Origin of the sequence: Thalassobaculum litoreum DSM 18839 (assembly GCF_900102465.1) — a bacterium.
In the GTDB taxonomy this organism is placed as follows: Bacteria; Pseudomonadota; Alphaproteobacteria; order Thalassobaculales; family Thalassobaculaceae; genus Thalassobaculum; species Thalassobaculum litoreum.
This window is the reverse complement of the sequence record NZ_FNBW01000006.1, coordinates 62,250-86,053: the sequence shown is the minus strand read 5'-3', so window position 1 is coordinate 86,053 and position 23,804 is coordinate 62,250. Positions and strand designations below refer to the sequence as shown.

General features: G+C 67.9%; 20 protein-coding genes. 13 read left to right on the top strand and 7 right to left on the bottom strand.

All coding sequences use genetic code 11. The annotated features are described in order from the left end of the window. Positions 1 to 3: 3 nt before the first annotated feature. Entirely contained in the window at positions 4 to 1,548 is a 1,545-nt protein-coding gene (murJ, locus tag BLS34_RS10805; protein ID WP_093150206.1) for a murein biosynthesis integral membrane protein MurJ, read from the bottom strand. A 120-nt stretch (positions 1,549 to 1,668) separates the two neighbouring features. Continuing rightward, positions 1,669 to 4,500 carry a [protein-PII] uridylyltransferase gene (locus BLS34_RS10800; RefSeq protein ID WP_093150204.1) on the bottom strand — a complete coding sequence of 944 codons (2,832 nt, stop codon included), beginning with the start codon at positions 4,498 to 4,500 and terminating at the stop codon, positions 1,669 to 1,671. A gap of 98 nt (positions 4,501 to 4,598) precedes the next feature. Between BLS34_RS10800 and BLS34_RS10795 the strand changes: the two genes are divergently transcribed. Then, positions 4,599 to 5,831: an NAD(P)/FAD-dependent oxidoreductase gene (locus tag BLS34_RS10795; protein ID WP_175474181.1), complete on the top strand. Its 1,233-nt coding sequence runs from the start codon at positions 4,599 to 4,601 to the stop codon at positions 5,829 to 5,831. An 11-nt stretch (positions 5,832 to 5,842) separates the two neighbouring features. On the opposite strand, the gene BLS34_RS10790 is transcribed toward BLS34_RS10795, so the two are convergent. Further along, a complete protein-coding gene (locus BLS34_RS10790; protein ID WP_215906089.1) occupies positions 5,843 to 6,259 on the bottom strand; it encodes a VOC family protein in 417 nt (138 codons plus the stop codon). Positions 6,260 to 6,283: 24 nt separating this feature from the next. Next, positions 6,284 to 6,724 (bottom strand): MarR family winged helix-turn-helix transcriptional regulator, encoded by a 441-nt coding sequence (locus BLS34_RS10785; RefSeq protein ID WP_342739794.1) that lies wholly within the window; start codon positions 6,722 to 6,724, stop codon positions 6,284 to 6,286. A gap of 77 nt (positions 6,725 to 6,801) precedes the next feature. On the opposite strand from BLS34_RS10785, the gene BLS34_RS10780 reads away from it, so the two are divergent. The 3 genes from BLS34_RS10780 to BLS34_RS10770 all read left to right on the top strand — a co-directional run bounded on the left by BLS34_RS10780 (position 6,802) and on the right by BLS34_RS10770 (position 8,983). Beyond that, positions 6,802 to 7,539, top strand: coding sequence for a DUF899 domain-containing protein (locus tag BLS34_RS10780; RefSeq protein WP_093150202.1), 738 nt, complete (start codon positions 6,802 to 6,804; stop codon positions 7,537 to 7,539). 31 nt (positions 7,540 to 7,570) lie between these two features. Then, positions 7,571 to 7,933 carry a DUF1428 domain-containing protein gene (locus tag BLS34_RS10775; protein WP_093150200.1) on the top strand — a complete coding sequence of 121 codons (363 nt, stop codon included), beginning with the start codon at positions 7,571 to 7,573 and terminating at the stop codon, positions 7,931 to 7,933. 90 nt (positions 7,934 to 8,023) lie between these two features. After that, a complete protein-coding gene (locus tag BLS34_RS10770; protein ID WP_093150199.1) occupies positions 8,024 to 8,983 on the top strand; it encodes a dihydrodipicolinate synthase family protein in 960 nt (319 codons plus the stop codon). Between the two features lie 9 nt (positions 8,984 to 8,992). On the opposite strand, the gene BLS34_RS10765 is transcribed toward BLS34_RS10770, so the two are convergent. After that, positions 8,993 to 9,199 (bottom strand): hypothetical protein, encoded by a 207-nt coding sequence (locus BLS34_RS10765; RefSeq protein WP_028796174.1) that lies wholly within the window; start codon positions 9,197 to 9,199, stop codon positions 8,993 to 8,995. Between the two features lie 58 nt (positions 9,200 to 9,257). Further along, a complete protein-coding gene (locus BLS34_RS10760) occupies positions 9,258 to 9,683 on the bottom strand; it encodes a VOC family protein (protein ID WP_093150197.1) in 426 nt (141 codons plus the stop codon). Positions 9,684 to 9,754: 71 nt separating this feature from the next. Between BLS34_RS10760 and BLS34_RS10755 the strand changes: the two genes are divergently transcribed. Beyond that, positions 9,755 to 10,348, top strand: coding sequence for a TetR/AcrR family transcriptional regulator (locus BLS34_RS10755; protein ID WP_093150195.1), 594 nt, complete (start codon positions 9,755 to 9,757; stop codon positions 10,346 to 10,348). On the opposite strand, the gene mutS is transcribed toward BLS34_RS10755, so the two are convergent. Next, positions 10,329 to 13,010, bottom strand: a complete 2,682-nt coding sequence (mutS, locus tag BLS34_RS10750; RefSeq protein ID WP_245701956.1) for a DNA mismatch repair protein MutS — start codon at positions 13,008 to 13,010, stop codon at positions 10,329 to 10,331. The two genes, BLS34_RS10755 and mutS, sit on opposite strands and share 20 nt — an antisense overlap. A 269-nt stretch (positions 13,011 to 13,279) precedes the next feature. Between mutS and BLS34_RS10745 the strand changes: the two genes are divergently transcribed. From BLS34_RS10745 to phoB, 8 genes are all read left to right on the top strand, one after another. Next, on the top strand, positions 13,280 to 15,547 hold the full coding sequence (locus BLS34_RS10745; RefSeq protein WP_038015714.1) for an NADP-dependent malic enzyme: 2,268 nt from the start codon (positions 13,280 to 13,282) through the stop codon (positions 15,545 to 15,547). 62 nt (positions 15,548 to 15,609) lie between these two features. Continuing rightward, the gene (locus BLS34_RS10740; protein WP_093150193.1) at positions 15,610 to 17,136 is read left to right on the top strand and encodes an ATP-binding protein; all 1,527 of its coding nucleotides are present in this window, start codon (positions 15,610 to 15,612) and stop codon (positions 17,134 to 17,136) included. A gap of 194 nt (positions 17,137 to 17,330) precedes the next feature. Beyond that, on the top strand, positions 17,331 to 18,368 hold the full coding sequence (locus tag BLS34_RS10735; RefSeq protein WP_028796169.1) for a PstS family phosphate ABC transporter substrate-binding protein: 1,038 nt from the start codon (positions 17,331 to 17,333) through the stop codon (positions 18,366 to 18,368). Between the two features lie 192 nt (positions 18,369 to 18,560). Continuing rightward, entirely contained in the window at positions 18,561 to 19,946 is a 1,386-nt protein-coding gene (pstC, locus tag BLS34_RS10730) for a phosphate ABC transporter permease subunit PstC (RefSeq protein WP_028796168.1), read from the top strand. Continuing rightward, the gene (gene pstA / locus BLS34_RS10725) at positions 19,939 to 21,279 is read left to right on the top strand and encodes a phosphate ABC transporter permease PstA (protein ID WP_093150191.1); all 1,341 of its coding nucleotides are present in this window, start codon (positions 19,939 to 19,941) and stop codon (positions 21,277 to 21,279) included. Before pstC ends, pstA begins: the two co-directional genes overlap by 8 nt. Before the next feature lie 12 nt (positions 21,280 to 21,291). Next, entirely contained in the window at positions 21,292 to 22,122 is an 831-nt protein-coding gene (gene pstB / locus BLS34_RS10720) for a phosphate ABC transporter ATP-binding protein PstB (protein ID WP_028796166.1), read from the top strand. A 67-nt stretch (positions 22,123 to 22,189) separates the two neighbouring features. After that, entirely contained in the window at positions 22,190 to 22,921 is a 732-nt protein-coding gene (gene phoU / locus BLS34_RS10715; protein WP_028796165.1) for a phosphate signaling complex protein PhoU, read from the top strand. Between the two features lie 112 nt (positions 22,922 to 23,033). Then, positions 23,034 to 23,726: a phosphate regulon transcriptional regulator PhoB gene (gene phoB / locus BLS34_RS10710; RefSeq protein ID WP_038015711.1), complete on the top strand. Its 693-nt coding sequence runs from the start codon at positions 23,034 to 23,036 to the stop codon at positions 23,724 to 23,726. The last annotated feature ends 78 nt before the right edge of the window (positions 23,727 to 23,804 follow it).

The following is a 23,804-nucleotide window of genomic DNA, read 5'->3' as shown; positions in this document are numbered from 1 at the left end:
GGCTCAGCCGGCCCGGCGCATGGCGGCGAAATCCCGCGGATGGGCGGCCTTCAGGATCAGGCAGGCGGCGGCGTAGACCGCGAGGCCGGCCAACACCAGACCGGCCAGCGCGCCGACCCGCTGCGCCGTTCCACCCGCGAGCCAGGGCGCCAGCCCCTCGGCCAGGAACCAGAGCGCTCCCGCCATCAAGGCTGCCGACAGCACGATCTTCGGCGCGCGGACGAGCAGGCGCCTGTCCAGCGCCAGATGACCGCGCCGGTAGAGCAACGTGGCCAGCAGCGCGGCGTTCAGCCAGGAGGAGATCACCGTCGACAGGGCGATGCCGACCTGGTCGAACATCGGCAGCAGCACCGCGTTGCAGGCGAGGTTGGCGACCACCGCGGCGGCCGCCACCTTGACCGGGGTGGCGGTATCCTGGCGGGCGAAGAAGCCCGGCTGGAACACCTTGATCAGCACGAAGGCGGGCAGGCCGGCGGCATAGGCGGCCAGCGTGATGGCCGTCTCGTAGCCGTCGGTGGCCGAGAAAGCGCCACGCTGGAACAGCACGGTGACCAGCGGATCGGCGATCACCGAGATGGCGAAGGCGGCCGGCACCGTCAGCAGCAGGCCGATCTCCAGCGCCCGGTTCTGGGTCCACAGCGCCGCCCCCGTCTCTTCGGCACGGACCTGGCGGGACAGCATCGGCAGCAGGGCGGTGCCGATCGCCACGCCGACGACGCCGAGCGGCAACTGCACCACCCGGTCGGCATAATACAGGTAGGAGACCGAGCCCGCCGGCAGCAGCGAGGCCAGAAGAATGCCGATGAAGGCGTTTACCTGCACCACGCCGGCGCCAAGGGCCGCTGGCGCGATCAGCACCAGCAGCCGCCTGACCTCGGGCGTCAGCCGCGGACGCAGCAGCGGCGGCAGCGCGCCCTCGCGCCGGCAGGCGAGCGCGACGAACAGCGCCTGGGCGACCCCGGCGATCGCCACGCCCCAGGCCAGCACATGGCCCGGGGTCTCCAGCAGCCCGGCCGCCGTCGCCAGGGCGGCGATCAGGATCAGATTCAGCAGGATCGGCGCGGCGGCCATCGCCCAGAACTTGCCCAGGCTGTTCAGCATCCCGCCCCACAGCGCCACCAGCGAGATCAGCGGCAGATAGGGGAAGGTGATCCGGGTCAGTTCCACCGCCAAGTCGTAGCGCGGGTCGTCCCCGCCGAACCCGGGGGCGAGCAGCAGGATCACCCCCGGCATGGCGAACTCGGCCACGGCCAGCAGGGCCAGCAGGACGACCAGCAGGACGGACTGGACCTGGCCGGCGAAGGCGACGGCGGCCTGCTGGCCCTTGGTCTCGACCATGCCGGCGAACATCGGCACGAAGGCGACGGTGAGCGCCCCCTCGCCGGTCAGCCGGCGGAAGAAGTTGGGGATCTGGAAGGCGACGAAGAACGCATCGGCGATCGGCCCGGCCCCGACCACGGCGGCGATCAGCATGTCGCGCACGAACCCGGTCACCCGGCTGATCATGGTGTAGCCGCCGACGGTGGCGATGGCGCGGGCGAGGTTCATGGGGCCAGGATGTACGTGATTCGGCGCGCTAGGCCTATGGCCGCCGTACGGCGGATTTAAGGCGCCGGCCGACAGGCCCCGGATCCGATCCGGGACGCGTCTCGACGGGCCGGCGGTTCGTTATTTCGTCTTCTCCGCCGGCTTGACCCCCAGCGAGTCCAGCAATGCCCCGCGGATCTCGTCCAGTTTCCTGGCGCTGTCGATCTTCAGGCCGAAGACATCCTTCACATAGAACACGTCGACGAACCGCTCGCCATAGGTCGACACGGTCGCGGAATGAATCTGCACGCCGACCCGCGCCAGGGCCCGGGTCATGCGGTGCAGGACACCCGGCTCGTCATGGGCGTTCACCTCGATCACCGTATGGGTCACGCTGGCCTTCTGGTCGATCAGCACCCGCGGCGGCACCTTCATCGCCCGGGTGCGCCGAGTGGTTAGCGTGCCCTTCTTCTCGAGCTGCTCCTCCAGCCGCAGACTGCCGTCCAGGGTGCGCTCGATGGCCGAGGCCAGCCGGGCCAGGCGGTCGGAGCGGTCGAACATCTGCCGCTTGTCGTCCTGGATCATGAAGGTGTCGATCGCCATGCCGTCGGCCAGTGTGACGATTCGGGCATCGACGATGTTGGCCCCGACCGAGGACATCGCGCCGGCGATGCGGGAGAACAGGCCCGGATGGTCGGCGGCGTATACCGTCACCTCGGTGACCTCGCGGTCCGGGTCCAGGCGATGCTCCACCACCAGACGGGCATCCGACGCCTGGGCCCGGCGCACCAGCCAGGCATGACGCACCAGCGTTTCGGTATCGAAACCAAGCCAGTAGGGATCGTAGCCGAGGGCCAGATGCGCTTCCACCTCCGCCTCGGTCCAGCCGGCGAGCTGCTCGGCCACCTTCCGCTTGGCGGCGGCCACCCGCGCACCGGTCTTGGTCGGCGAGGTCCCGCCGGTCAGCATTTCGTCGGTCGCGTAGTAGAGATCGCGCAGAAGCTGGGCCTTCCAGCCGTTCCAGACATGGGGGCCGACGCCGCGGATATCGGCCACGGTCATCACCAGCAGCAGGCGCAGCCGCTCCGGCGACTGTACGATGCGGGCGAAATCCTCCACCGTCTTGGGATCGTGGACGTCGCGCTTGAAGGCGGTGTCCGACATCAGCAGGTGCCAGCGGATCAGCCAGGCGACCGTGTCGGTCTCCTCCTCGGTCATGCCGAGGCGCGGGCAGACCCGCCGCGCCACCCGCTCGCCCAGGATCGAGTGGTTGCCGCCGCGGCCCTTGGCGATGTCGTGCAGGAACAGCGCCACATACAGCGCCCGGCGCGACAGGATCTTGTGCACCACGTCGGTGGCGATCGGCGCCACCTCCTTCAGCTCGCCCTGCTCTATCGCGTGCAGCACGCCAAGGCAGACCAGCGTGTGCTCGTCCACCGTGTAGGTGTGGTACATGTCGAACTGCATCTGGGCGACGACCCGGCCGAAATCCGGCACGAACTTGCCCAGCACCCGCGCCTCGCTCATCCGCCGCAGGATGCGCTCGGGACCCTTCGGACTGCTCAGGATCTCCAGGAACAGCCGGTTCGCCTCGGGATCGCGCCGCAGGTCGGCGTTGATGAGGGTCTGGTTCTGGGTGATCACCCGCAGGGCGTGCGGGTGGATCATCAGGTCGCGGAAATGGCTGTCGTGGAACAGCCGGATGAGGTTCACCGGATCGCGCTGGAACGCGTCATCGTCGATCAGGGTGATGCGGTCGCCCTCGACCCGGAAATCGCCGAACCGCTGCTCGCCGAACATCTTCGGCAGGCGGAAGCGGCGGCGGCGGCGCTTGTACTCGGCTTCGATGGCGGCGCAGAAGATGCGGGTCAGGTCGCCCACATCCTTCGCCGTCAGGTAATAGTGCTTCATGAAGCGCTCGACCGCGATGGCGCCCGCCCGGTCGGTATAGCCCAGCCGCTCGGCGATCACCGGCTGCACGTCGAAGGTCAGACGCTCCTCCGGCCGGCCGGTGAGGTAATGCAGGTGGCAGCGGATGGTCCACAGCCGCTTCTGCGCCTGGGCGAAGCGCCGGGCCTCGGCCAGATCCAGCACCCCGCGCGGCACCAGCTCGGCCACATCCTCGATCCGGTAGACGTATTTCGAGATCCAGAACAGGGTATGCAGGTCGCGCAGCCCGCCCTTGCCGTCCTTGATGTTCGGTTCGACAACGTAACGGCTATCGCCCATGCGGCGGTGCCGGTTATCGGATTCCTGCAGCTTCTGCTCCACGAACTCCAGCGGCGAGCCGGAGGCGATATCGGCCATGAACTTCTCGCGCATCTCCTCGTAGAGCGCGTCGTCGCCCCACAGGAAGCGGGATTCCAGCATGGCCGTGCGGATCGTGATGTCGGCATGGGCCTGGCGGATGCACTCGGCCACCGAGCGGGTCGAGTGGCCGACCTTCAGGCCGAGATCCCAGAGCAGGTAGAGCATGTACTCCACAATCTGCTCGCAGCGCGCGGTCTGCTTGTAGGGCAGCAGGAACAGCAGATCGATGTCCGATTGCGGCGCCAGCTCGCCGCGGCCGTAGCCGCCGACCGCGGTGACGGCGATCCGTTCCGAGGTGGTCGGGTTGGTGGCCGGGAACTCGCGTTCGGCGGCGTGGGTGGCGATGACGCCGATGATCTGGTCCATCAGCCAGGCCCGGCCGCGCACGCAGGCCGCGCCGTCGTTGGTGGCCTCGAGCCGGCGGCGGATCTCGCCCGTGGCGTCGGCCAGCGCGGCTTTCAGCAGGTCCAGGATCGCGCCGCGCCGGAAGGTCGGGTCCTTCAGATCGCCGGCCACCTCCTCGATTTCGGCGGCCAGGGCCGGGACGTCGCAGATCGCCTTGCGGTTGGGGACGCGTTTGCCCAGCACCGCAAGCTCGACCTGCGGCGCGCTGCGCTCGCGGGAACTGTCGGTGCGGGTCTCGACCTCGGCTGTAGCGGCCACGAAAGGCTCCTTTTCCGTCGCGCAGACTATACGCGGCCCTTGTCCGGCCGTCACGGATGCCTGACGCTCCCGACACTGACCGGACAAGGGAGCGGCGCATGACTGGGACGGACGGCGGACAGGCGGACGTGGTGGCGGATGTGGTGGCGGATGTGGTGGCGGATGTGGTGATTGTGGGCGGTGGGGCCGTCGGGTCCGCCACTGCCTATTTTCTGGCCGCGTCGCCGGACTTCAAGGGTCGGATCGTGGTGGTCGAGCGCGACCCGACCTATGCCCGCGCCTCCACGCCGCTCTCCGTCGGCGGCATCCGGCAGCAGTTCTCCATTCGCGAGAACGTGGAGATCGGGCTCTATGCCCGCGCCTTCGTCGCCGAGGCGACCGACCTGCTCGAGGTCGAGGGCGAGCGCCCGGAGCTGGGCTTCGTGGAGAACGGCTATCTGTTCCTCGCCCCGGCGGAAGGCCGCGCCATCCTGGCCGAGAACCACGCGGTACAGACCGCCGCCGGCGCCGCGATTTCCTGGCTGGAGGCCGACGAGCTGGGTCGGCGCTTTCCCTACCTGAACACCGAAGGCGTGGCGGCGGCCACCTTCGGCGAGCGCGGGGAGGGCTGGATCGACCCCAACACCCTGCTCCAGGCCTTCAAGCGCAAGGCCCGCTCGCTGGGCGTCGCCTATGTCACCGGCGAGGTGACCGGCATCGGACGCGGCAAGGCCGGTGTCGAGCGGGTGACGCTTGCCGACGGCTCCGCGATCGCCTGCGGCACCCTGGTGATCGCGTCGGGAGCGAATTCCGGCACGGTCGCCGGTCTCGCCGGCATCGACCTGCCGGTCGGACCCCGGATTCGCACGGTCTATCAGATTTCCTGCCGCGATCCGCTGGAAGGCCCGCCGCTGCCGCTGACCATCGGCACCACCGGCGTCTTCGTGCGGCCGGAAGGAGCGGGCTATGTCTGCGGGATCTCACCGCCGGAAGAGGACGACCCGGAAAGCTGGGACATCGAGGTGGACTGGCGCTGGTGGGACGACGTGGTCTGGCCCGCCCTGGCCGAGCGGATTCCGGCCTTCGAGGCGGTGAAGCTGACCGGTGCCTGGGCGGGACCCTACGACTACAACGCCCTCGACCAGAACGCGGTGATTGGCCGGCATCCGGAGATCGGCAACCTGATCTTCGCCACCGGCTTCTCCGGCCACGGCCTTCAGCAGTCGCCGGCGGCCGGGCGGGCGGTGAGCGAGCTGATCACCGCCAGCCGGTTCCGGACCCTCGACCTCACCCGCTTCGGCATCGAGCGCATTCTGGAGGGCCGGCCGCTGAAGGAGCGCAACGTGGTCTGACCGCCGCCGGGTCAGCCCTCCGACTTCCCGCAGTTGATAATCCAGCGGATGCCGAACCGGTCGACCAGCATGGCGAACCGGCTGGCCCAGAAGGTCTCCTGCAACTCCATCTTCACCGTGCCGCCCTGCTTGAAGGCGTCGTAGATCCGCTGCGCCTCGGCCTCGCTGTCCACATGCAGGGCCACCGACACGCCCTGGGGCTTTTCGTACATCTGCGGCGGCGCGTCGGACCCCATCAGAACCAGGCCCGGGGCCGTGAACATGCTGTGCATGACCTTGTCGCGCCAGTCGTCGGCCACCCAGTCGCAGTCCGGCGCCTCGCCGAACCGCAGCACGTCGTCGATCTTGCCGCCCAGCACCTCGGCGTAGAAACCGAAGGCCTCGGCGCAGTCGCCGGCGAAGGTGAGATAGGGGTTCGATTGCATCATGAATCCTCTGGGGTCGGGGGTCGGTCAGGAAAGCGACAGCAGGTCGGCCCGCAGGCCGTCCAGATTGCGGGAGGCGACCAGGGCATCGACCTCGTCATGGGTGCGACGCCAGACGGGAACGGCCGCCACCAAGGCGTCGCGGCCGGCATCGGTGATCTCGATCCGCCGGCCGCGCCGGTCCTCGGGATCGACCAGCACCCGGACCAGCCCGCGCCGCTCCAGCGGCTTGAACGCGGCGGTCAGGGTCGTGCGGTCCATCGCCAGAAGCGGCACCAGGTCGCCGATGCGCGGCGGGGACGGCCGATTCAGGGACATCAGCAGCGAAAACTGCCCGTTGGTGAGGCCGAACGGCCGCAGCGCCTCGTCGAAACGGCGGGCGACCGCCCGCGCCGCCCGCTGCAGATGCAGGCACAGACAGCGGTCGCGCACTTCGAGGGTCACGTCGATGGGGAGGTCGTCACGCATGCTCATGAGTCAATTATGTTGACATCAACATATTAGTCAACCAGCATCCGCCCCGTTCAGTCCGACGGGAGGACACGATGACACCGAGGATCGTTTCGAGAGAAGAATGGCTTCAGGCCCGCCTCGCCCTGCTGGACCGGGAGCGCGAGGCGACCCATCTGCGCGACGCGGTCAATGCGGAGCGGCGCGCCCTGCCCTGGGTCCGGGTCGAGGAGGCGTACGTCTTCGACACCCCGCAGGGTACCGCGACCCTGGCGGACCTGTTCGACGGGCGCAGCCAGCTCGTCGTCCAGCATTTCATGCTGCCGCCCGGCGGGCCGATCTGCGACGGCTGTGCCGGTGCCGCCGACATGGTCGATGCCGCCCGCCAGCATTTCGAGCAGGCGGACCTGTCCTACGCCGCCGTCTCACGGGCGCCGGTCGACGAGATCGAGGCGGCCCGCAGGCGCCTGGGCTGGACCTTCCGCTGGGTGTCCTGCGGCGGCAACAGCTTCAATCACGATTACGGCACCGCCTTCACGCCGGAGCAGATCGCCGCCGGGGCCGTCTCCTACAACTACGGCACCACCGCGTACGCCCATACCGACCTGCCCGGTTACAGCGTCTTCGCCCGCGGCGCCGACGGGGCGGTGTTCCACACCTACTCGACCTATTCCCGCGGCACCGAGCTGGTGTTCACGCCCTTCGCTCTTCTCGACATGGTCCCGAAGGGACGCAATGAGGCCGAGGGCACCATGAGCTGGCTGCGGCTGCATGACGAATACGACCCCGGTTCGACCAAGGCGTGCTGCCACGGCACCGCCGCCGCCGAATGACCCCTGCTGATCGATCCGAAGGAGAAATGCCGTGAGTTACGTGGATGGATTCGTCGTGGCGGTGCCCACCGCCAAAATGGAGCCCTACAAGGACATCGCCGAACGGGCCTCTAAGGTGTTCGTGGAGTATGGCGCGCTGCACATCGCGGAGTGCTGGGGCGACGACGTGCCCGAGGGCAAGCTGACTTCGTTCCCGATGGCTGTGAAATGCGAACAGGACGAGACGGTGGTCCTGTCCTGGATCGTCTGGCCGTCGAAGGAGGTACGCGACGCCGGCATGGCGAAGGTCATGGACGACCCGAGGATGGCGGAAGCGATGACATCCGCGCCCTTCGACACCAAGAGAATGATCTTCGGCGGGTTCCGCACCATCGTCGACCACAGGGCCGATTGACGGAGGCAGGTTGCGGATTCGGCGGCTTTCCAGCTCCCGGTGGCGGGCCTACACTTCCTCTCAACCAAAAAACGATCCCGGGAGGAGACCATGGCCGCGCCGCTGCCCTTCGCGCCGAGGGGGGTGATCCCCGCCTGCCTGCTGCCCTTCAGCGCCGATCTGGAGATCGACGAGGGCGGATACCGCCGTCACCTGAACGACGTCGCCTCGGTGGAGGGGATCAGCGCGATCACCGTCAACGCCCATGCCAGCGAGGTCGCCACCTGCACCGTTTCGGAACAGGAACGGGTGATGGCGATCACCATGGAGGAGGTCGGCGGCAAGCTGCCGGTGGTCCACGGCGTCTACAGCGACGGCTCGCATCTGGCGGCGTCCATCGCCCGCCGGGCGGAGCGCGACGGCGCCAGCGCGCTGCTGGTGTTTCCGTCGAACACGCTGCTGTCGGGCGGGGCGATGCGCCCGGAGATGGCGCTCGCCCATTTCGCCACGATCCGTGAGGCGACCGACCTGCCGCTGATCCTGTTCCAGTATCCCGCCGCCACGCTGGGCTATCCGGTGGAGACCCTGGTGCGGATCTGCCGGGAGATCGACACGGTGGTGGCCATCAAGGACTGGTGCAACGACGCCAAGCAGCACGAGCGCCAGATCCGCGAGCTGCATGCCCTGCCGCGGCGGGTCAGCGTGCTGTCGACCCATTCCTCCTGGCTGCTGTCGTCGCTGGTGCTGGGCTGCGACGGGCTGCTGTCGGGGGCCGGCAGCGTGATCGCCGCCCTGCAGGTCGCCCTGTTCCAGGCCGTGCAGGCGGGGGATCTGGAGGAGGCGCGGCGCCTGGCCGACCGGATCTACCCGACGACCGGCGCGTTCTACGATCCGCCCTTCCTCGACATGCACAACCGTATGAAGGAGGCCCTGGTCCATCTCGGGCGGATGGATGCCGCCTATGTCCGCCCGCCCCTGGTCAAGCTGAGCGACGCCGAGATCGACCGGATCGCCGCCGCCATGGACGCGGCCGGGCTGACGGGCGAGACGGTGTATTCGAAGGTGGCGTGAGCCGGAGGGTCAGAAGGCGTCGGCAAGGCCCAGGCGCTTTTCTATCCGATCGACCCTGATTTCCAGCCGATCGAGACGGCGATGGACGATCGCAACGCCCTCTTCCACGAGGCTGAGCCGTTGCTTGACCTCGAGCATGTCGTCGCGGAGCGCATCGACCTTGGTATCGATCCGTCGGAGAAGTTCCAGCACCAGATTTGTCGGTTCTTCGGGCATGGCTCCATCCTATCAGCATTCCAGTGGCACGTCCCGACCATGGAAAGACTGGCGGGTTTCACGCCGGCACCGCATCCTCCGCGTACTGAGCCAGGAACTCGGGGCTCGGCGGGATCGGAGTGACGATGTCGATCAGCACGCCGGCCGGGTCCCGGGTGATGAAATGGCGCTGGCCGAACGGCTCGTCGCGCAGGTCCAGCAGGATCGGCAGACCCGCCTGCCGCGCCCGGGCATGTTCCGCGTCCACATCGGCCACCTCGAAATTGATCAGCAGACCCGACACCCGGCCACGTCCCGTTTCCGGGATGGTCTCGTGATCGCCGGACAGGATCGCGATGTTCACGCCCGGATCCTCGTCCGACTGCAGATGCACGTACCAGTCGCTCTCGAATTTCGGCGCGAACCGGAAATGGTCACAGTAGAAGCGGGCGGTCTCGGCCACCCGGTCGGTCATGATCACCGGATAGAACTGGCTACACTTCATGGCTTTCGCGCCTCCCTCAGAAAACATACACTGTGTATGTATGAGAGATCATTAACATACAGGCTGTATGTATGCAACAGATCAAGCATCGAACCAACGAGGCCCGCACGGCCGCCACCCGGGCGGCCCTCATCGGTGCGGCCCGGACCCTGTTCGTGGAAAAGGGCTACGGCGAGACCGGCACGCCGGAGATCGTCGCCGCCGCCAACGTCACCCGAGGCGCGCTCTATCATCATTTCGCCGACAAGGCGGACCTGTTCCGCGCGGTGGTGACGGCCGAGGCCGCTGCGCTGGCCGAGGCGATCGATCGGGCCACCATCCCCGTCGCCGCGCCGCGCACGGCGCTGATCGAGGGCACCGGCGCCTATTTCGCGGCGATGACGGTGCCCGGCCGCGCCCGGCTGCTGCTGCTGGACGGTCCCGCCGTGCTCGGCCCGCAGACGATGGCGGAACTGGACCGCAGCCTGGGCGGGGCGACCCTGCGACAGGGGCTGGCGGAGGCCATGCGGCGGGTCGATCCGGTCGAGTTGGACGCCCTGGCCGATTGCCTGTCCGCCGCCTTCGACCGGGCGGCCCTGGCCATCGCCGGCGGCGCCGACCCGGCGCCCTACTGCGCCGCGATCACCCGGCTGATCGACGCCACGCTCAGGACGGGCCGGCCTTAGCCTTCAGCGCATAGAGCGCATCCAACGCCTGACGCGGGGTCATCTCGTCCGGGTTCAGAGCCTTCAGCGCGTCCTCCACCGGGCTCGGGCCGGCGGGTTCGGCGGCGGACGCCTTCGGTTTTGCCAGCATGCTGAACAGCGGAAGGTCGTCGATCAGGGTGGTCGCGGCCTTGCCCTGCTCGCCCTTCTCCAGCCGGTCGAGCACCTCCTCGGCCCGGCCGATCACCGCCCCCGGCAGGCCGGCCAGCTTGGCGACGTGGATGCCGTAGGACCGGTCGGCGGCACCGGCGATCACCTCATGCAGGAAGACGATGTCGTCCTTCCATTCCTTCACCGCCATGGTGTGGCAGGTCAGCGCCGACAGCCGGTCGGCCAGGACCGTCAGCTCGTGATAATGGGTGGCGAACAGCGCGCGGCAGCGGTTGCTCTCGTGCAGGTGCTCCACCGTGGCCCAGGCGATGGAGAGGCCGTCGAATGTCGCCGTCCCCCGACCGATCTCGTCCAGGATCACCAGCGCCCGCTCGCCCGCCTGGTTCAGGATGGCGGCGGTCTCCACCATCTCCACCATGAAGGTGGAGCGGCCCCGCGCCAGATCGTCGGCGGCCCCGACCCGGCTGAACAGCCGGTCGACCACGCCGATCCGCGCCGAGGCCGCCGGCACGAAGGAGCCGATCTGTGCCAGCACGGCGATCAGCGCGTTCTGCCGCAGGAAGGTGGACTTGCCGGCCATGTTCGGGCCGGTGACCAGCCAGACCCGGTCCTCGGGCACCAGGGTGCAGCCGTTGGCGACGAAGGCGGCCGGCCCGTCCGGCAGGCTCGCCTCCACCACCGGGTGGCGGCCGGCGGTCACCTCGAAGCCGAGCCCGTCATCCACCACCGGCCGGCACCAGTCGCGGGCGGCGGCCAGATCCGCCAGGGCAGCCGAGACGTCCAGCCGGGCGAGCGCAGCGGCGGCGATGGCGATGGTGTCGGCCACCTCCAACACCCGGCCGATCAGGTCGGCGAAGACCTCCAGCTCGACCGCCAGCGCCTTGTCGGCGGCGCTCGAGACTTCCTTTTCCAGCTCGCCCAGTTCCACGGTGGTGAAGCGCACCGCATTGGCCATGGTCTGGCGGTGGATGAAGCCGTCGCGGCCCATGATCTTGTCGCCGTTGGCGGCCGAGACCTCGATGAAATAGCCCAGCACGTTGTTGTGCTTGACCTTCAGCGCCGACACCCCCGTCTCGCGGGCGTATTTCGCCTGCAGGGCGGCGATCATCCGCCGGCTCTCGTCGCGCAGGCCACGCAGCCTGTCCAGTTCCGGCGCGTAGTTGGGGGCGACCAGCCCGCCGTCGCGGGCCAGCAGCGGCAGCTCGGCGGCCAGCGCCCGGCCCAGCAGGTCGACCAGATCGGAATGCTCGCCCAGGTCTTCGAGATCGCGGGCGATCGCCGCCGGCGGGGTGGAGAGCGGGGTGCGGGCGATGGCGGCGCGGATCGGCCCGGTTTCGGCCAGGGCGTCGCGGATCGATGCCAGATCGCGCGGCCCGCCCCGGTCCAGGGCCAGCCGCGACAGCGCCCGGTCGATATCGGGAATGCGGGACAGGATCGCCCGCAGGTCCTGGCGCGCCCGCTCGGCCTCCAGGAAGAAGGACACGCCGTCGAGCCGGGCGTCGATCGCCCCCGGATCGGTCAGCGGCGCCGACAGGCGAGCCACCAGCAGCCGGGCGCCGGCGCCGGTCAGCGTCCGGTCGATGGTGGCGAGCAGACTGCCCCGGCGTTCACCGGACAGCGTGCGGGTCAGTTCCAGGTTGCGCCGGGTGGCGGCGTCGATCTCCATCACCCCGCCCGGCGACCAGCGCCGGATCGCCGCCAGACGCGGCTGCTTGCCCTTTTGCGTCAGGTCCAGATAGTCGACGATGGCGCCGGCCGCCGCCAGCTCGGGGCGGGAGAAGGCGCCGAACGCGTCCATGGCGGTGACGCCGTAGCTGGCTTCCAGCCGCCGCCGGCCGTTCTCGCTGTCGAACCGGGCCCCCGGCATCGGGTGGCTGATCGGCCGCACCTCCGCCAGCCCCGCCTCGAGGGCGGGGTCGGCATAGAGCTTCTCCGACAGGATGAGCTCGGACGGGGCGAGCCGGGCCAGGGCCGCTTCCAGGCCGCGCGGCTCCACCGGCTGGGTCTGGAAATCGCCGGTGGAGAGATCGACCCAGGCGAGACCGAAAGCGCCACCGGCCTCGGCCAGACAGGCGAGATAGTTCGGCCGCCGCGCGTCGAGCAGGGTGTCCTCGGTCAGGGTGCCCGGCGTGACCACGCGAATCACCTCGCGCCGGACCACCGCCTTGCCGCCGCGCTTCTTCGCCTCGGCCGGATCCTCGGTCTGCTCGCAGACCGCCACCCGGAATCCCTGGCGGATCAGCCGGGCGAGATAACCCTCGGAGCTGTGATGCGGGACCCCGCACATCGGGATCGGCTCGCCCTGGTGCTGGCCTCGTTGCGTCAGCGTAATGTCCAGCGCCCGGGCGGCGGCGACCGCATCCTCGAAGAACAGCTCGTAGAAATCCCCCATGCGATAGAACAGCAGGGCGTCGGGATGGGCGCGCTTGACCTCGAAATACTGCTGGAACATCGGCGTCGCGCCCTCGGCGCGGGCCTGCAGGAGAGCGTCGGGATCGTCGGTTTCGGGCATGGAGGGCTCGGCGGACACGGCTGGCTCTGGCTCCGGGATTCGGCGTCGTCTGAACGAAAGCCGCGACCCTATCACGCAGGCCGCGGGCGCGGGAGCCCGACGGGGCGGTCCGTCGCTCCGGCCGCCAACAAACCGTATGCGCGGCTACCTCTTCCCCCCGCCGTGCGGCGACGGTAACGTCGATCCAGATGACAGGGCGGATCTACCGTCGCGAACGCCGATTCGGGATCTCCGAGGCCGGCACGGGTTCAGGGAGCGAACAGAAAATCATGGATACCGACAATCGGACCGACGCGGAAAACGAAGCGCTGCTGTTCCATTCGACCGGCCGGCCCGGCAAGATCGAGATCACGCCGACCAAGCCGCTGACCACCCAGCGGGAGCTGTCGCTCGCCTATTCGCCGGGCGTGGCCGTGCCGTGCCTGGAGATCGAGAAGGATCCCAACACCGCCTACGACTACACGTCGCGCGGCAACATCGTGGCGGTGATCTCCAACGGCACCGCGGTGCTCGGCCTCGGCAATATCGGCGCGCTCGCCTCCAAGCCGGTGATGGAAGGCAAGGCGGTGCTGTTCAAGCGCTTCGCCGACGTGGACGGCATCGACCTGGAGGTCGACACCCAGGACGTGGACGCGTTCGTCAACTCCGTGCGCTATCTCGGCCCGAGCTTCGGCGGCATCAACCTGGAAGATATCAAGGCGCCGGAATGCTTCATCATCGAGCAGCGGCTGAAGGAGCTGCTCGACATCCCGGTGTTCCATGACGACCAGCACGGCACGGCGATCATCTCCGCCGCCGGCCTAATCAACGCCATGCACCTGACCGGGCGCGACCTGAAGACCACCAAGCTGGTGGTGAACGGCGCGGGGGCGGCCTCGATCGCCGGCGTGGAGCTGCTCAAGGCCATGGGCATGCCGCACAACAACATCATCATCTGCGACACCCGCGGCGTGGTCTATCAGGGCCGCGAGCAGGGCATGAACCAGTGGAAGTCGGCCCATGCCGCGGTCACCGACCGGCGCACCCTGGCCGAGGCCCTGGAAGGGGCGGACGTCTTCTTCGGCCTGTCGGCCAAGGGCGCGGTGACCAAGGACATGGTGAAGTCCATGGCCGCCAACCCGATCATCTTCGCCATGGCCAATCCCGATCCGGAGATCACCCCGGAGGACGTGGCCTCGGTGCGCGACGACGCCATCATGGCGACCGGCCGCTCCGACTACCCGAACCAGGTCAACAACGTCCTGGGGTTTCCCTACATCTTCCGAGGCGCACTGGACGTGCGGGCGTCGGAGATCAACCAGGATATGAAGATCGCCGCCGCCCACGCCCTGGCGGAGCTGGCCCGCGAGGACGTGCCGGACGAGGTGGACGCGGCCTATTCCGGGCGCCGGCTGAAGTTCGGCCGCGACTACATCATCCCGGCCCCGTTCGACCCGCGCCTGATCGTCCATGTCTCCGCGGCCGTCGCCCAGGCGGCGATGGATACCGGCGTGGCCCGCAAGCGCATCGAGGACATGGACGCCTACCGGGCCGAGTTGAGCGCCCGCCTCGACCCGACGGCGGCCAGCCTGCAGAACATCCTCGACCGCATCCGCAAGTCGAACAAGCGCGTGGTGTTCGCCGAGGGCGAGGAGGAGAAGACGATCCGTGCCGCCCTGTCCTTCCAGGCCGGCGGCTACGGCCACGCGATCCTCATCGGCCGCGAGGATCGCATCAAGCGCAAGATCGAGGACATGGGCATCGCCGGCGCCGAAACGCTGGAAATCCAGAACGCCAAAGTGTCGGCGTTCAACGAAAAGTACATAGAGTTTCTGTATAAGCGTCTTCAGAGGAAGGGCGCGATGCATCGGGACTGCCAGCGTATGGTCAATCAGGACCGCAACATCTTCGCCGCCTGCATGGTGGCGATGGGCGACGCGGACGGCATGGTCACCGGCCTGACCCGCAGCTTCGGCGTGGCGGCGGACGACGTCACCCGGGTGATCGACTGCAAGCCGAACGAGCTGCTGATGGCGGTCACCATGGTGATCTCGCGCGGCCGCACGATCTTCATCGCCGACACCAACGTGCACGAGCTGCCGGAACCGGCGCAGCTCGCCGACATCACCTGCCAGACGGCGGCGGTGGCCCGGGCCTTCGGGCACGAGCCGCGCGTGGCGCTGCTGTCCTTCTCCAATTTCGGCAATCCGATGCGCGAGAAGGCCCTGCGGATCCGCGAGGCGGTGGACATCCTGGACACCCGCGAGCTGGATTTCGAATACGACGGCGAGATGTCGGCCGATGTGGCGATGGACCCGGAGGTTCAGCGACTTTATCCGTTCTGCCGTCTGTCCGGCCCGGCCAACGTGCTGGTCATGCCGGCCCTGCACTCGGCCAACATCTCCTACAAGCTGCTTCAGCGGTTTGCCGGGGGATCGGTGATCGGACCGATGCTGATGGGCCTGGAGAAACCGGCGCAGATCGTTCAGATGGGCGCCAGCGTGACCGATATCGTGAACGCCGCGGCGATCGCGGCACACGAAGCGACGATCGCCTGACGGCAAGGCGGCGCAGCCGCCACCGCCAGGCCGGATGATGCCGGTGGGGCATCGGAGGAAGCATGGCGGAGGTCCGCACGACACATGAAGAGCGCAGCCGCCCGATGGCGGCGCCGGCCTGGAGCACGGTGTGGCGCATGGCGGGCCTCCTGGCGCTGGTGCCGGGGCTTCTGTTCGTCGGCCTCGCCGCGCTCGGCGAAATCGGCATGCCGGCGGCGCTCGGATCGGCGGCGGCCACCTATCTGGCGCTGATCCTCATCGTGCGCCGCCACCTGCGCGAACTGCTGATCCTGCGGCAGCATCTGGACGAGCGATCCCAGGCGGTCGATCTGGACACCGCCCTGGCCGACCGCCGCGGCGCCATCTCGCTGATCGGCGACACCGGCCCCGCCGCCGAGCTGGCCCTCTCGCTGGAGCGGGCCGACCGCCAGTTCACCGCCTGGATGAAGGCCGCCCACCGCCAGGCCGAGACCCCCAGGCGGGTGATCCAGGCGATCCCCGATCCGCTGCTGCTGGTCGATGGGCGCTCGCGGATCGTCCGCGCCAACCGGGCAGCGCAGCGGCAGTTCGGCCAGCATATCGAGGGCCGGGATCTGTCGGCGGTGATCCGTCATCCCGCCGTGCTCGCCGCCGTCCGCGACGCCCAGGCGGGCAAGCCGACATCGACCGTCGAATTCGAGATCGCCGCCCCGACGGAGCGGACCTTCACCGTGCAGGTCGAGACCCTGCCCGAGGGCACCGACCTGCCGCAGGCCGCCCTGCTGCTGTTCGTCGACCTGACCGCGGTGCGGCGCTCGGAGCAGATGCGGGTCGACTTCGTCGCCAATGTCAGCCACGAGCTGCGCACGCCGCTGTCGACCCTGATGGGCTTCATCGAGACCCTGCAGGGACCGGCCCGCGACGACGACGACGCCCGCGACCGGTTTCTGGAAATCATGCGCCTGCAGTCCCTGCGCATGAGCCGGCTGGTGAACGACCTGCTGTCGCTGTCGCGGATCGAGACCAACGAGCACAGCGCCCCGACCCGGAAGATCGAGCTGAAGCCGATCCTGGAAGGGGTGAAGGCCACCCTCGATCTGGAGGCGCGGCGCAAGGACATGCGGGTGGCGCTCGACATCGACGACGGACTGCCGCCCGTATTCGGCGAATCCGACGAACTCACACAGGTGCTGCAGAACCTGATGGACAACGCCATCAAATACGGCCGCAGCGGCACGATCATCGAGGTCGCGGCCGGCCCGGCCGAGAAGGTGCCCGCCGCCTATCCCGGCAAACGCGACGGCGCGATTGCGGTCCGCGTCCGCGACCGGGGCGACGGAATCGATGCCGGGCACATTCCGCGCCTGACCGAGCGGTTCTACCGGGTCGACACCGCCCGCTCGCGCGAGTTGGGGGGCACCGGGCTGGGGCTCGCCATCGTCAAGCACATCGTCGGCCGCCACCGCGGCGCGCTGACCATCGAGTCGATCCGGGGCGAGGGCACCACGGTCACCGTCTTCCTGCCCAAGGCTCCGGCGAACGGCGGCAACGCGGAAAGCGCCGTAAAACCGGACGATCGGGCGGGGTCGCGGTCGATTACCGCTGCGTGAATCTTCCATGACGGATTAATTGCAGCGCCCTCTGTAATCAAAGTTTCACAGACCTGTCTTAAAAGATTTCCATCCGACCGGTACTTGTCGGCACAGCCAACGCGGGGGAAGACGGCGCGGCAATCTCGCGCTCATCCCTTCCTGTCGACGATGGTGGAATTGCAACCTCCCAAGCGAAAGACTGGAGGATTCTCATGACTTTCTCGTTCGGCAAGGCGGTCGCCATCGCCGCGCTCGGCGTCGTCGCCATGACGGCCCAGGCCGAGGCCCGTGATCAAATTCGCATCGTCGGCTCGTCGACCGTGTTCCCGTTCGCCACTGTGGTTGCGGAGAACTTCGGCAAGACCACCGGCTTCAAGACGCCGGTCATCGAGTCGACCGGCTCCGGCGGCGGCCTCAAGCTGTTCTGCCAGGGTGTCGGCACCGAGCATCCCGACATCACCAACGCGTCGCGTCGGATCAAGAAGTCCGAGGTCGAGCTCTGCGCCTCGAACGGCGTGACCGACATCACCGAGATCAAGATCGGCTTCGACGGCATCGTGCTGGCCAACGCCAAGGCCTCCGAGACCTACAAGCTGAGCCGCAAGGACATCTTCCTGGCCCTGGCCAAGGAAGTTCCGGTCGACGGCAAGCTGGTCGCCAACCCGTACACCAAGTGGTCCGAAATCAATCCGGACCTGCCGGACACCGAGATCGAAGTGCTCGGCCCGCCGCCGACCTCCGGCACCCGCGACGCCTTCGTCGAGCTGGTGATGGAAGTTGGTGCCGAGGAGATCCCGTTCCTGAAGGATCTGGCCAAGTCCGACAAGGACAAGTTCAAGCAGGTCTTCGGCTCCATGCGTGAAGACGGCAAGTTCATCGAGGCCGGCGAGAACGACAACCTGATCGTCCAGAAGCTGGAAGCCAACCCGAGCGCGCTCGGCATCTTCGGCTTCTCGTTCCTCGACCAGAACGCCGACAAGGTCCATGGTTCGGTGATCGAGGGCAACGCCCCGACCTTCGACGCGATCGCCGACGGCTCCTACCCGGTCTCCCGCTCCCTGTTCTTCTACATGAAGAACGCCCATGTCGGCGTGATCCCCGGCATGAAGGAGTTCGTGGCCGAGTTCACCAGCGAGAAGGCTGCCGGTCAGGAAGGCTATCTGACCGACAAGGGCCTGATCCCGCTGCCGGAGGCGGATCTCGAGAAGTACCGCACCGCGGGCGAGCAGCTCACCAATCTGAGCCTCTGATCGCAGGCATTTCCAGCGGCCGACCTTCGGGTCGGCCGCTTCCTTCTGACCCGCCCGATCATCCCCTCGCCTGCCCAAGACACGCCGGGGCTTGATCGCGCCGCCAATATTTCTGAAACCTCCTTTCGTTAGACCCTTTGTCCATCGTCGGCGCCGCGCCGGATCGGGATCGCTCTCAGGGAGCCGGGATCAATGCAGACTTTCATCGTGGTTCTCGCGCTGCTCGGCTTCGCCGCCGTCGGCTACACCATGGGCCGCGCCCGGGCGGTGATGACCGCAGGCGGCATGCCGAAGGACCTTCATTCGCTTCCCAGCTACTACGGTTCCTACACCGCGATCTGGATCGGCCTGCCCTCGCTAATCCTGCTGGCGATCTGGCTGATCGTGCAGCCCTACGTCATCGACGGCGTCGTCATGGGCGGCCTGCCGGCGGGCATGACGGAAGGCCTGTCCCCCTCGGAATACGGCCTCCTGCTGAACGACATCCGCAACACCGCCACCGGCAACATTTCCGCGCGGGCCGGCGAGCCGGCGATCGCCGAGGCCGCCACCCAGCTGAAGAGCCTGAGCCAGACCAGCTTCATTCTCATGGTCATCGCGGCGTTCGGCGTCGGCGCCGGCGGCCTGGCCTTCGCCCGCAACCGCATCAGCCCCGACCTGCGGGCGCGGAACACGGTCGAGAAGGTGATCAACGTCGTCCTGATCATCAGCTCCCTGATCGCCATCCTGACCACCGTCGGCATCGTGCTGTCGCTGCTGTTCGAGAGCTTCATCTTCTTCACCAAGGTGCCGTTCTACGAGTTCCTGTTCGGCCTGAACTGGAGCCCGCAGACCGCCCTGCGCAGCGACCAGGTCGGCTCCTCCGGCGCGTTCGGCGCGATCCCGCTCTTCGTCGGCACCCTGCTGATCACCTTCATCGCCATGATCGTCGCCGCGCCGATCGGGCTGATGTCCGCGATCTACATGGCCGAATACGCCGACCCCCGGTTCCGCGCCTTCGCCAAGCCGATGCTGGAGGTGCTCGCCGGTATCCCGACGGTGGTCTACGGCTTCTTCGCCGCCCTGACCGTCGCCCCGTTCTTCCGGAATGCCGGCGAGAGCATCGGCCTCGACGTCTCCTCGGAGAGCGCGCTGGCCGCCGGCGTCGTCATGGGCATCATGATCATCCCCTTCGTGTCGTCCCTGTCCGATGACGTGATCAACGCCGTACCGCAATCCCTGCGCGACGGGTCCTACGGCCTGGGCGCCACCAAGTCGGAGACCATCCGGTCGGTCATCGTGCCCGCAGCCCTGCCCGGCATCGTCGGCGCCCTGCTGCTGGCCGTGAGCCGCGCCATCGGCGAGACCATGATCGTGGTGATGGCCGCCGGCCTCGCCGCCAACCTGACCGTCAATCCGCTGGAGGCCGTCACCACCGTCACGGTGCAGATCGTCACCCTGCTGGTCGGCGACCAGGAATTCGACAGTGCCAAGACCCTGTCCGCCTTCGCCCTCGGGCTCGTCCTGTTCTTCATTACGCTCGCCCTCAACGTGATCGCGCTGAGCGTGGTCCGCAAATACCGAGAGAAGTATGACTGACACGACCTCCTCTCCTCAGGGTGTCTCCCCCGGGGGCGCGTCGGGCGATCCGATCCGCCGTCCGGTCTTCGTCGGCCCTCACCTCGCGCGCCGCTATGCCCGCGAGCGCAGGTTCCGTCTGCTGGGTCTCGCCAGCGTGGCGACGGCCGGCGTGATCCTGCTCATCCTGCTCGGCAGCATCGTGTCCAAGGGCTATTCGGCCTTCTGGCAGCACGAGGTCGATCTCGACATCACGTTCAGCGCCGAGGAGCTGAACCCCGACGGCGGGCCGGTGGAGCGCGAGACGCTGCTGCGCGCCAACTATCTCGACATGGTGCGCGACGCTCTCAAGCGCGAGTTCCCCGATGCCGCCGATGACCGGCGCGAGCGGCGCATGCTCTACGGCCTGGTCTCGCCGAACGCCGATCTCGCGTTGCGGAACATGGTCCTGGAAGACCCGTCGCTGATCGGGACCACCCAGACGGTGGCCATCAAGATGTCCGACGACATGGACACCTTCGCCAAGGGGTTCATCGACCGCGATCTGCCGGAAGGCGACCGCCGGGTGAAGGACCGGGAGATCAGCTGGCACGACCATCTCGAGGCCGAGGGCCGGGTGCACGCGGCGTTCAACGTGGACTTCTTCACCACCGGCGACAGCCGAGAGCCGGAGGAAGCCGGCATCTACGGCGCCCTGATCGGCTCCATCCTGACCCTGACGGTGACCCTGCTGGTCTCCTTCCCGATCGGCGTCATGGCCGCCGCCTATCTCGAGGAGTTCGCGCCGAAGAACCGGTTCACCGACCTGATCGAGGTGAACATCAACAATCTGGCGGCGGTGCCCTCGATCGTCTTCGGTCTGCTCGGCCTCGCGGTGTTCCTGAATTTCTTCGGCCTGCCGCGCTCGGCCCCGCTCGCCGGTGGTCTGGTGCTGGCGCTGATGACCCTGCCGACGATCATCATCGCCTCCCGCTCGGCGCTGAAGGCGGTGCCGCCCTCGATCCGAGAGGCGGCCCTGGGCCTGGGCGCGTCGCGGCTGCAGGTGGTCACGCACCACGTGCTGCCCCTGGCGATGCCGGGCATCCTGACCGGCACCATCATCGGCATGGCCCAGGCACTCGGCGAGACCGCGCCGCTGCTGATGATCGGCATGGTCGCCTTCATCGTCGACGTGCCGCAAAGTTTCACCGATCCGGCGACGGTCCTGCCGGTTCAGGTCTATATCTGGGCCGACAGCCCTGAGCGCGCCTTCGTGGAAAAGACCTCGGCGGCGATCATGGTCCTACTCGGCTTCCTGGTTCTGATGAACGCGGTCGCCGTCCTGTTGCGCAAGCGCTTCGAGCGGCGGTGGTAAGGAGAAATACCGATGAGCAGCACGTCCATGACGACGACACCCGAAGTCGCATCCAAATCGCCGAGCCCCGAGCAATTGGCCAACCGCTACACCAAGGTTCAGTCCCGTGACGTCAACGTCTACTACGGCGAGAAGCATGCGCTGAAGCATGTGGACCTGGACGTCTACCAGAACGAGGTCACGGCGCTGATCGGCCCGTCCGGCTGCGGCAAGTCCACGTTCCTGCGCTGCCTCAACCGCATGAACGACGTGATCGACATCTGCCGGGTCACCGGCAGGATCGCGCTGGACGAGCACGACATCTACGACCCGTCCCTGGACGTGGTGCAGCTGCGCGCCCGGGTCGGCATGGTGTTCCAGAAGCCGAATCCGTTTCCGAAGACGATCTACGACAACATCGCCTACGGTCCGCGGATCCACGGCATCGCCCACGGCAAGGCCGAGCTGGACGAGATCGTGCAGAAGAGCCTGGAGCGGGCCGGCCTCTGGAAGGAGGTCAGCGACCGGCTGGACCAGCCCGGCACCGGCCTGTCCGGCGGCCAGCAGCAGCGCCTGTGCATCGCCCGGGCGATCGCGGTGAACCCGGAGGTCATCCTGATGGATGAGCCGTGCTCGGCCCTGGACCCGATCGCCACCGCCCGCATCGAGGAGCTGATCGACGAGCTGCGCGAGAACTTCACCATCGTCATCGTCACCCACTCCATGCAGCAGGCTGCCCGCGTGTCCCAGCGCACCGCGTTCTTCCACCTGGGCGATCTGGTGGAGGTCGGCGAGACCGAGACGATCTTCACCAATCCAGTCGACAGCCGCACCCAGGGGTACATCACCGGACGTTTCGGTTAGGCTCGAACGCTACGCCGCAGGCCGGTAGGCGGCTGCGGCCCGTCACCCGTTTCCGGAGGTCTGAATCATGTCCGACAGCCACATCGTGTCCTCGTTCGACGACGAACTGGACGGCTTGCGGTCGGCTATTTCCCGCATGGGCGGTCTCGTCGAGGCCCAGCTCGCCAACTCCATCCAGGCGATCGCCAAGCGCGACGACGCCCTGGCGACCCAGTGCGTGGAGGCCGACAAGGCGATCGACGACCTGGAGGATCAGGTCGAGGCGCTGACCCTGCGGATGCTGGCCCTGCGCCAGCCCGTCGCCCACGACCTGCGCCAGATCCTGTCGGCGCTGAAGATCTCGCACGATCTGGAGCGCATGGGCGACTACGCCACCAACGTGGCCAAGCGCGCCTCGGCCCTGTCGCAGCTCCCGGAGGTCGGGCCGATCAACGGCATCGCCCGCATGGGCCGGCTGACCCACCGGATCATCACCGACGTGCTGGATGCCTATACCCAGCGCGACGTGGAGCGCGCCATGGTGGCCTGGCAGCGCGATGAAGAGATCGACCAGATGTACACCAGCCTCTTTCGGGAGCTGCTGACCTACATGATGGAGGATCCGCGCAACATCACCGCCTGCGCGCACCTGCTCTTCGTGGCCAAGAACATCGAGCGGATCGGTGATCACGCGACCAACATCGCGGAGACCGTCTATTTCGAGGAGACCGGCCGCCGCCTGGAAGGCAACCGGCCGAAGGGGGACAACAGCAGCTTCGCCGTCGTCAAGCCGGAGGAGCTCTCCGAAGAATCGTCCTAGAGCGGATCACGGTCGGATGGCCTCATCCGTTCGTGTGAATTTGCTCTGTATTCAAAGGTTTAGAGGACGATTCACGGTACAGATCGTACTCTAGTCGCGAGTGACCCAGCCCATGAAACCACTGATCCTGATCGTCGAGGATGAAGCGCCGATCGTCACCCTGCTCCGCTACAACCTGGAACGCGAAGGCTTCCGCGTCATCGACGCGGGTGACGGCGAGGAGGCCATGCTGGTCGCCGCGGAGCGCCGGCCCGACCTGATCCTGCTCGACTGGATGCTGCCCCTGCTGTCGGGGATCGAGGCCTGCCGCCGGCTGCGCCGCGCGCCCGACCTGAAGAACATCCCGATCATCATGCTCACCGCCCGCGGCGAGGAGGGCGACCGGATCCGCGGCCTGAACTCCGGGGCCGACGACTACATCACCAAGCCGTTCAGCCCGGCCGAGCTGATCGCCCGGGTCCGCGCGGTGATGCGCCGGGCGCGGCCCTCCACCGAGGACGAGATCCTGCGCTTCGCCGACCTGACCATGGATCTGGCGGCCCATCGGGTGAAGCGCAGCGAGCGCGACATCCATCTCGGACCCACCGAGTTCCGCCTGCTGCGCCATTTCCTGGAGCATCCGGGACGGGTGTTCTCGCGCGAACAGCTGCTCGACACCGTCTGGGGTCCGGACGTCTATGTCGAGCCACGCACGGTCGACGTCCATATCCGCCGGCTGCGCAAGGCGCTGAACAGCGAGAACGACGACGACATGATCCGCACGGTGCGCTCCGCCGGCTACGCGCTCGACGCCAACGCAGCCTGACCGGCGTCCCTTCGCTCCCCCGCTCGCCGAGCATCTAATGATGCTGGGCAAGCCGGGGCGACTCAGATACCTCATCGG

What these genes read in the sequence shown, in the direction of transcription:
- murJ (WP_093150206.1), bottom strand. Translation starts at nt 1,548, where the DNA reads ATGAACCTCGCCCGCGCCATCGCCACCGTCGGCGGCTACACCATGATC.
- BLS34_RS10795 (WP_175474181.1), top strand. Translation starts at nt 4,599, where the DNA reads ATGACTGGGACGGACGGCGGACAGGCGGACGTGGTGGCGGATGTGGTG.
- BLS34_RS10790 (WP_215906089.1), bottom strand. Translation starts at nt 6,259, where the DNA reads ATGATGCAATCGAACCCCTATCTCACCTTCGCCGGCGACTGCGCCGAG.
- BLS34_RS10785 (WP_342739794.1), bottom strand. Translation starts at nt 6,724, where the DNA reads ATGCGTGACGACCTCCCCATCGACGTGACCCTCGAAGTGCGCGACCGC.
- BLS34_RS10780 (WP_093150202.1), top strand. Translation starts at nt 6,802, where the DNA reads ATGACACCGAGGATCGTTTCGAGAGAAGAATGGCTTCAGGCCCGCCTC.
- BLS34_RS10770 (WP_093150199.1), top strand. Translation starts at nt 8,024, where the DNA reads ATGGCCGCGCCGCTGCCCTTCGCGCCGAGGGGGGTGATCCCCGCCTGC.
- BLS34_RS10765 (WP_028796174.1), bottom strand. Translation starts at nt 9,199, where the DNA reads ATGCCCGAAGAACCGACAAATCTGGTGCTGGAACTTCTCCGACGGATC.
- BLS34_RS10760 (WP_093150197.1), bottom strand. Translation starts at nt 9,683, where the DNA reads ATGAAGTGTAGCCAGTTCTATCCGGTGATCATGACCGACCGGGTGGCC.
- BLS34_RS10755 (WP_093150195.1), top strand. Translation starts at nt 9,755, where the DNA reads ATGCAACAGATCAAGCATCGAACCAACGAGGCCCGCACGGCCGCCACC.
- mutS (WP_245701956.1), bottom strand. Translation starts at nt 13,010, where the DNA reads ATGCCCGAAACCGACGATCCCGACGCTCTCCTGCAGGCCCGCGCCGAG.
- BLS34_RS10745 (WP_038015714.1), top strand. Translation starts at nt 13,280, where the DNA reads ATGGATACCGACAATCGGACCGACGCGGAAAACGAAGCGCTGCTGTTC.
- BLS34_RS10740 (WP_093150193.1), top strand. Translation starts at nt 15,610, where the DNA reads ATGGCGGAGGTCCGCACGACACATGAAGAGCGCAGCCGCCCGATGGCG.
- BLS34_RS10735 (WP_028796169.1), top strand. Translation starts at nt 17,331, where the DNA reads ATGACTTTCTCGTTCGGCAAGGCGGTCGCCATCGCCGCGCTCGGCGTC.
- pstC (WP_028796168.1), top strand. Translation starts at nt 18,561, where the DNA reads ATGCAGACTTTCATCGTGGTTCTCGCGCTGCTCGGCTTCGCCGCCGTC.
- pstA (WP_093150191.1), top strand. Translation starts at nt 19,939, where the DNA reads ATGACTGACACGACCTCCTCTCCTCAGGGTGTCTCCCCCGGGGGCGCG.
- pstB (WP_028796166.1), top strand. Translation starts at nt 21,292, where the DNA reads ATGAGCAGCACGTCCATGACGACGACACCCGAAGTCGCATCCAAATCG.
- phoU (WP_028796165.1), top strand. Translation starts at nt 22,190, where the DNA reads ATGTCCGACAGCCACATCGTGTCCTCGTTCGACGACGAACTGGACGGC.
- phoB (WP_038015711.1), top strand. Translation starts at nt 23,034, where the DNA reads ATGAAACCACTGATCCTGATCGTCGAGGATGAAGCGCCGATCGTCACC.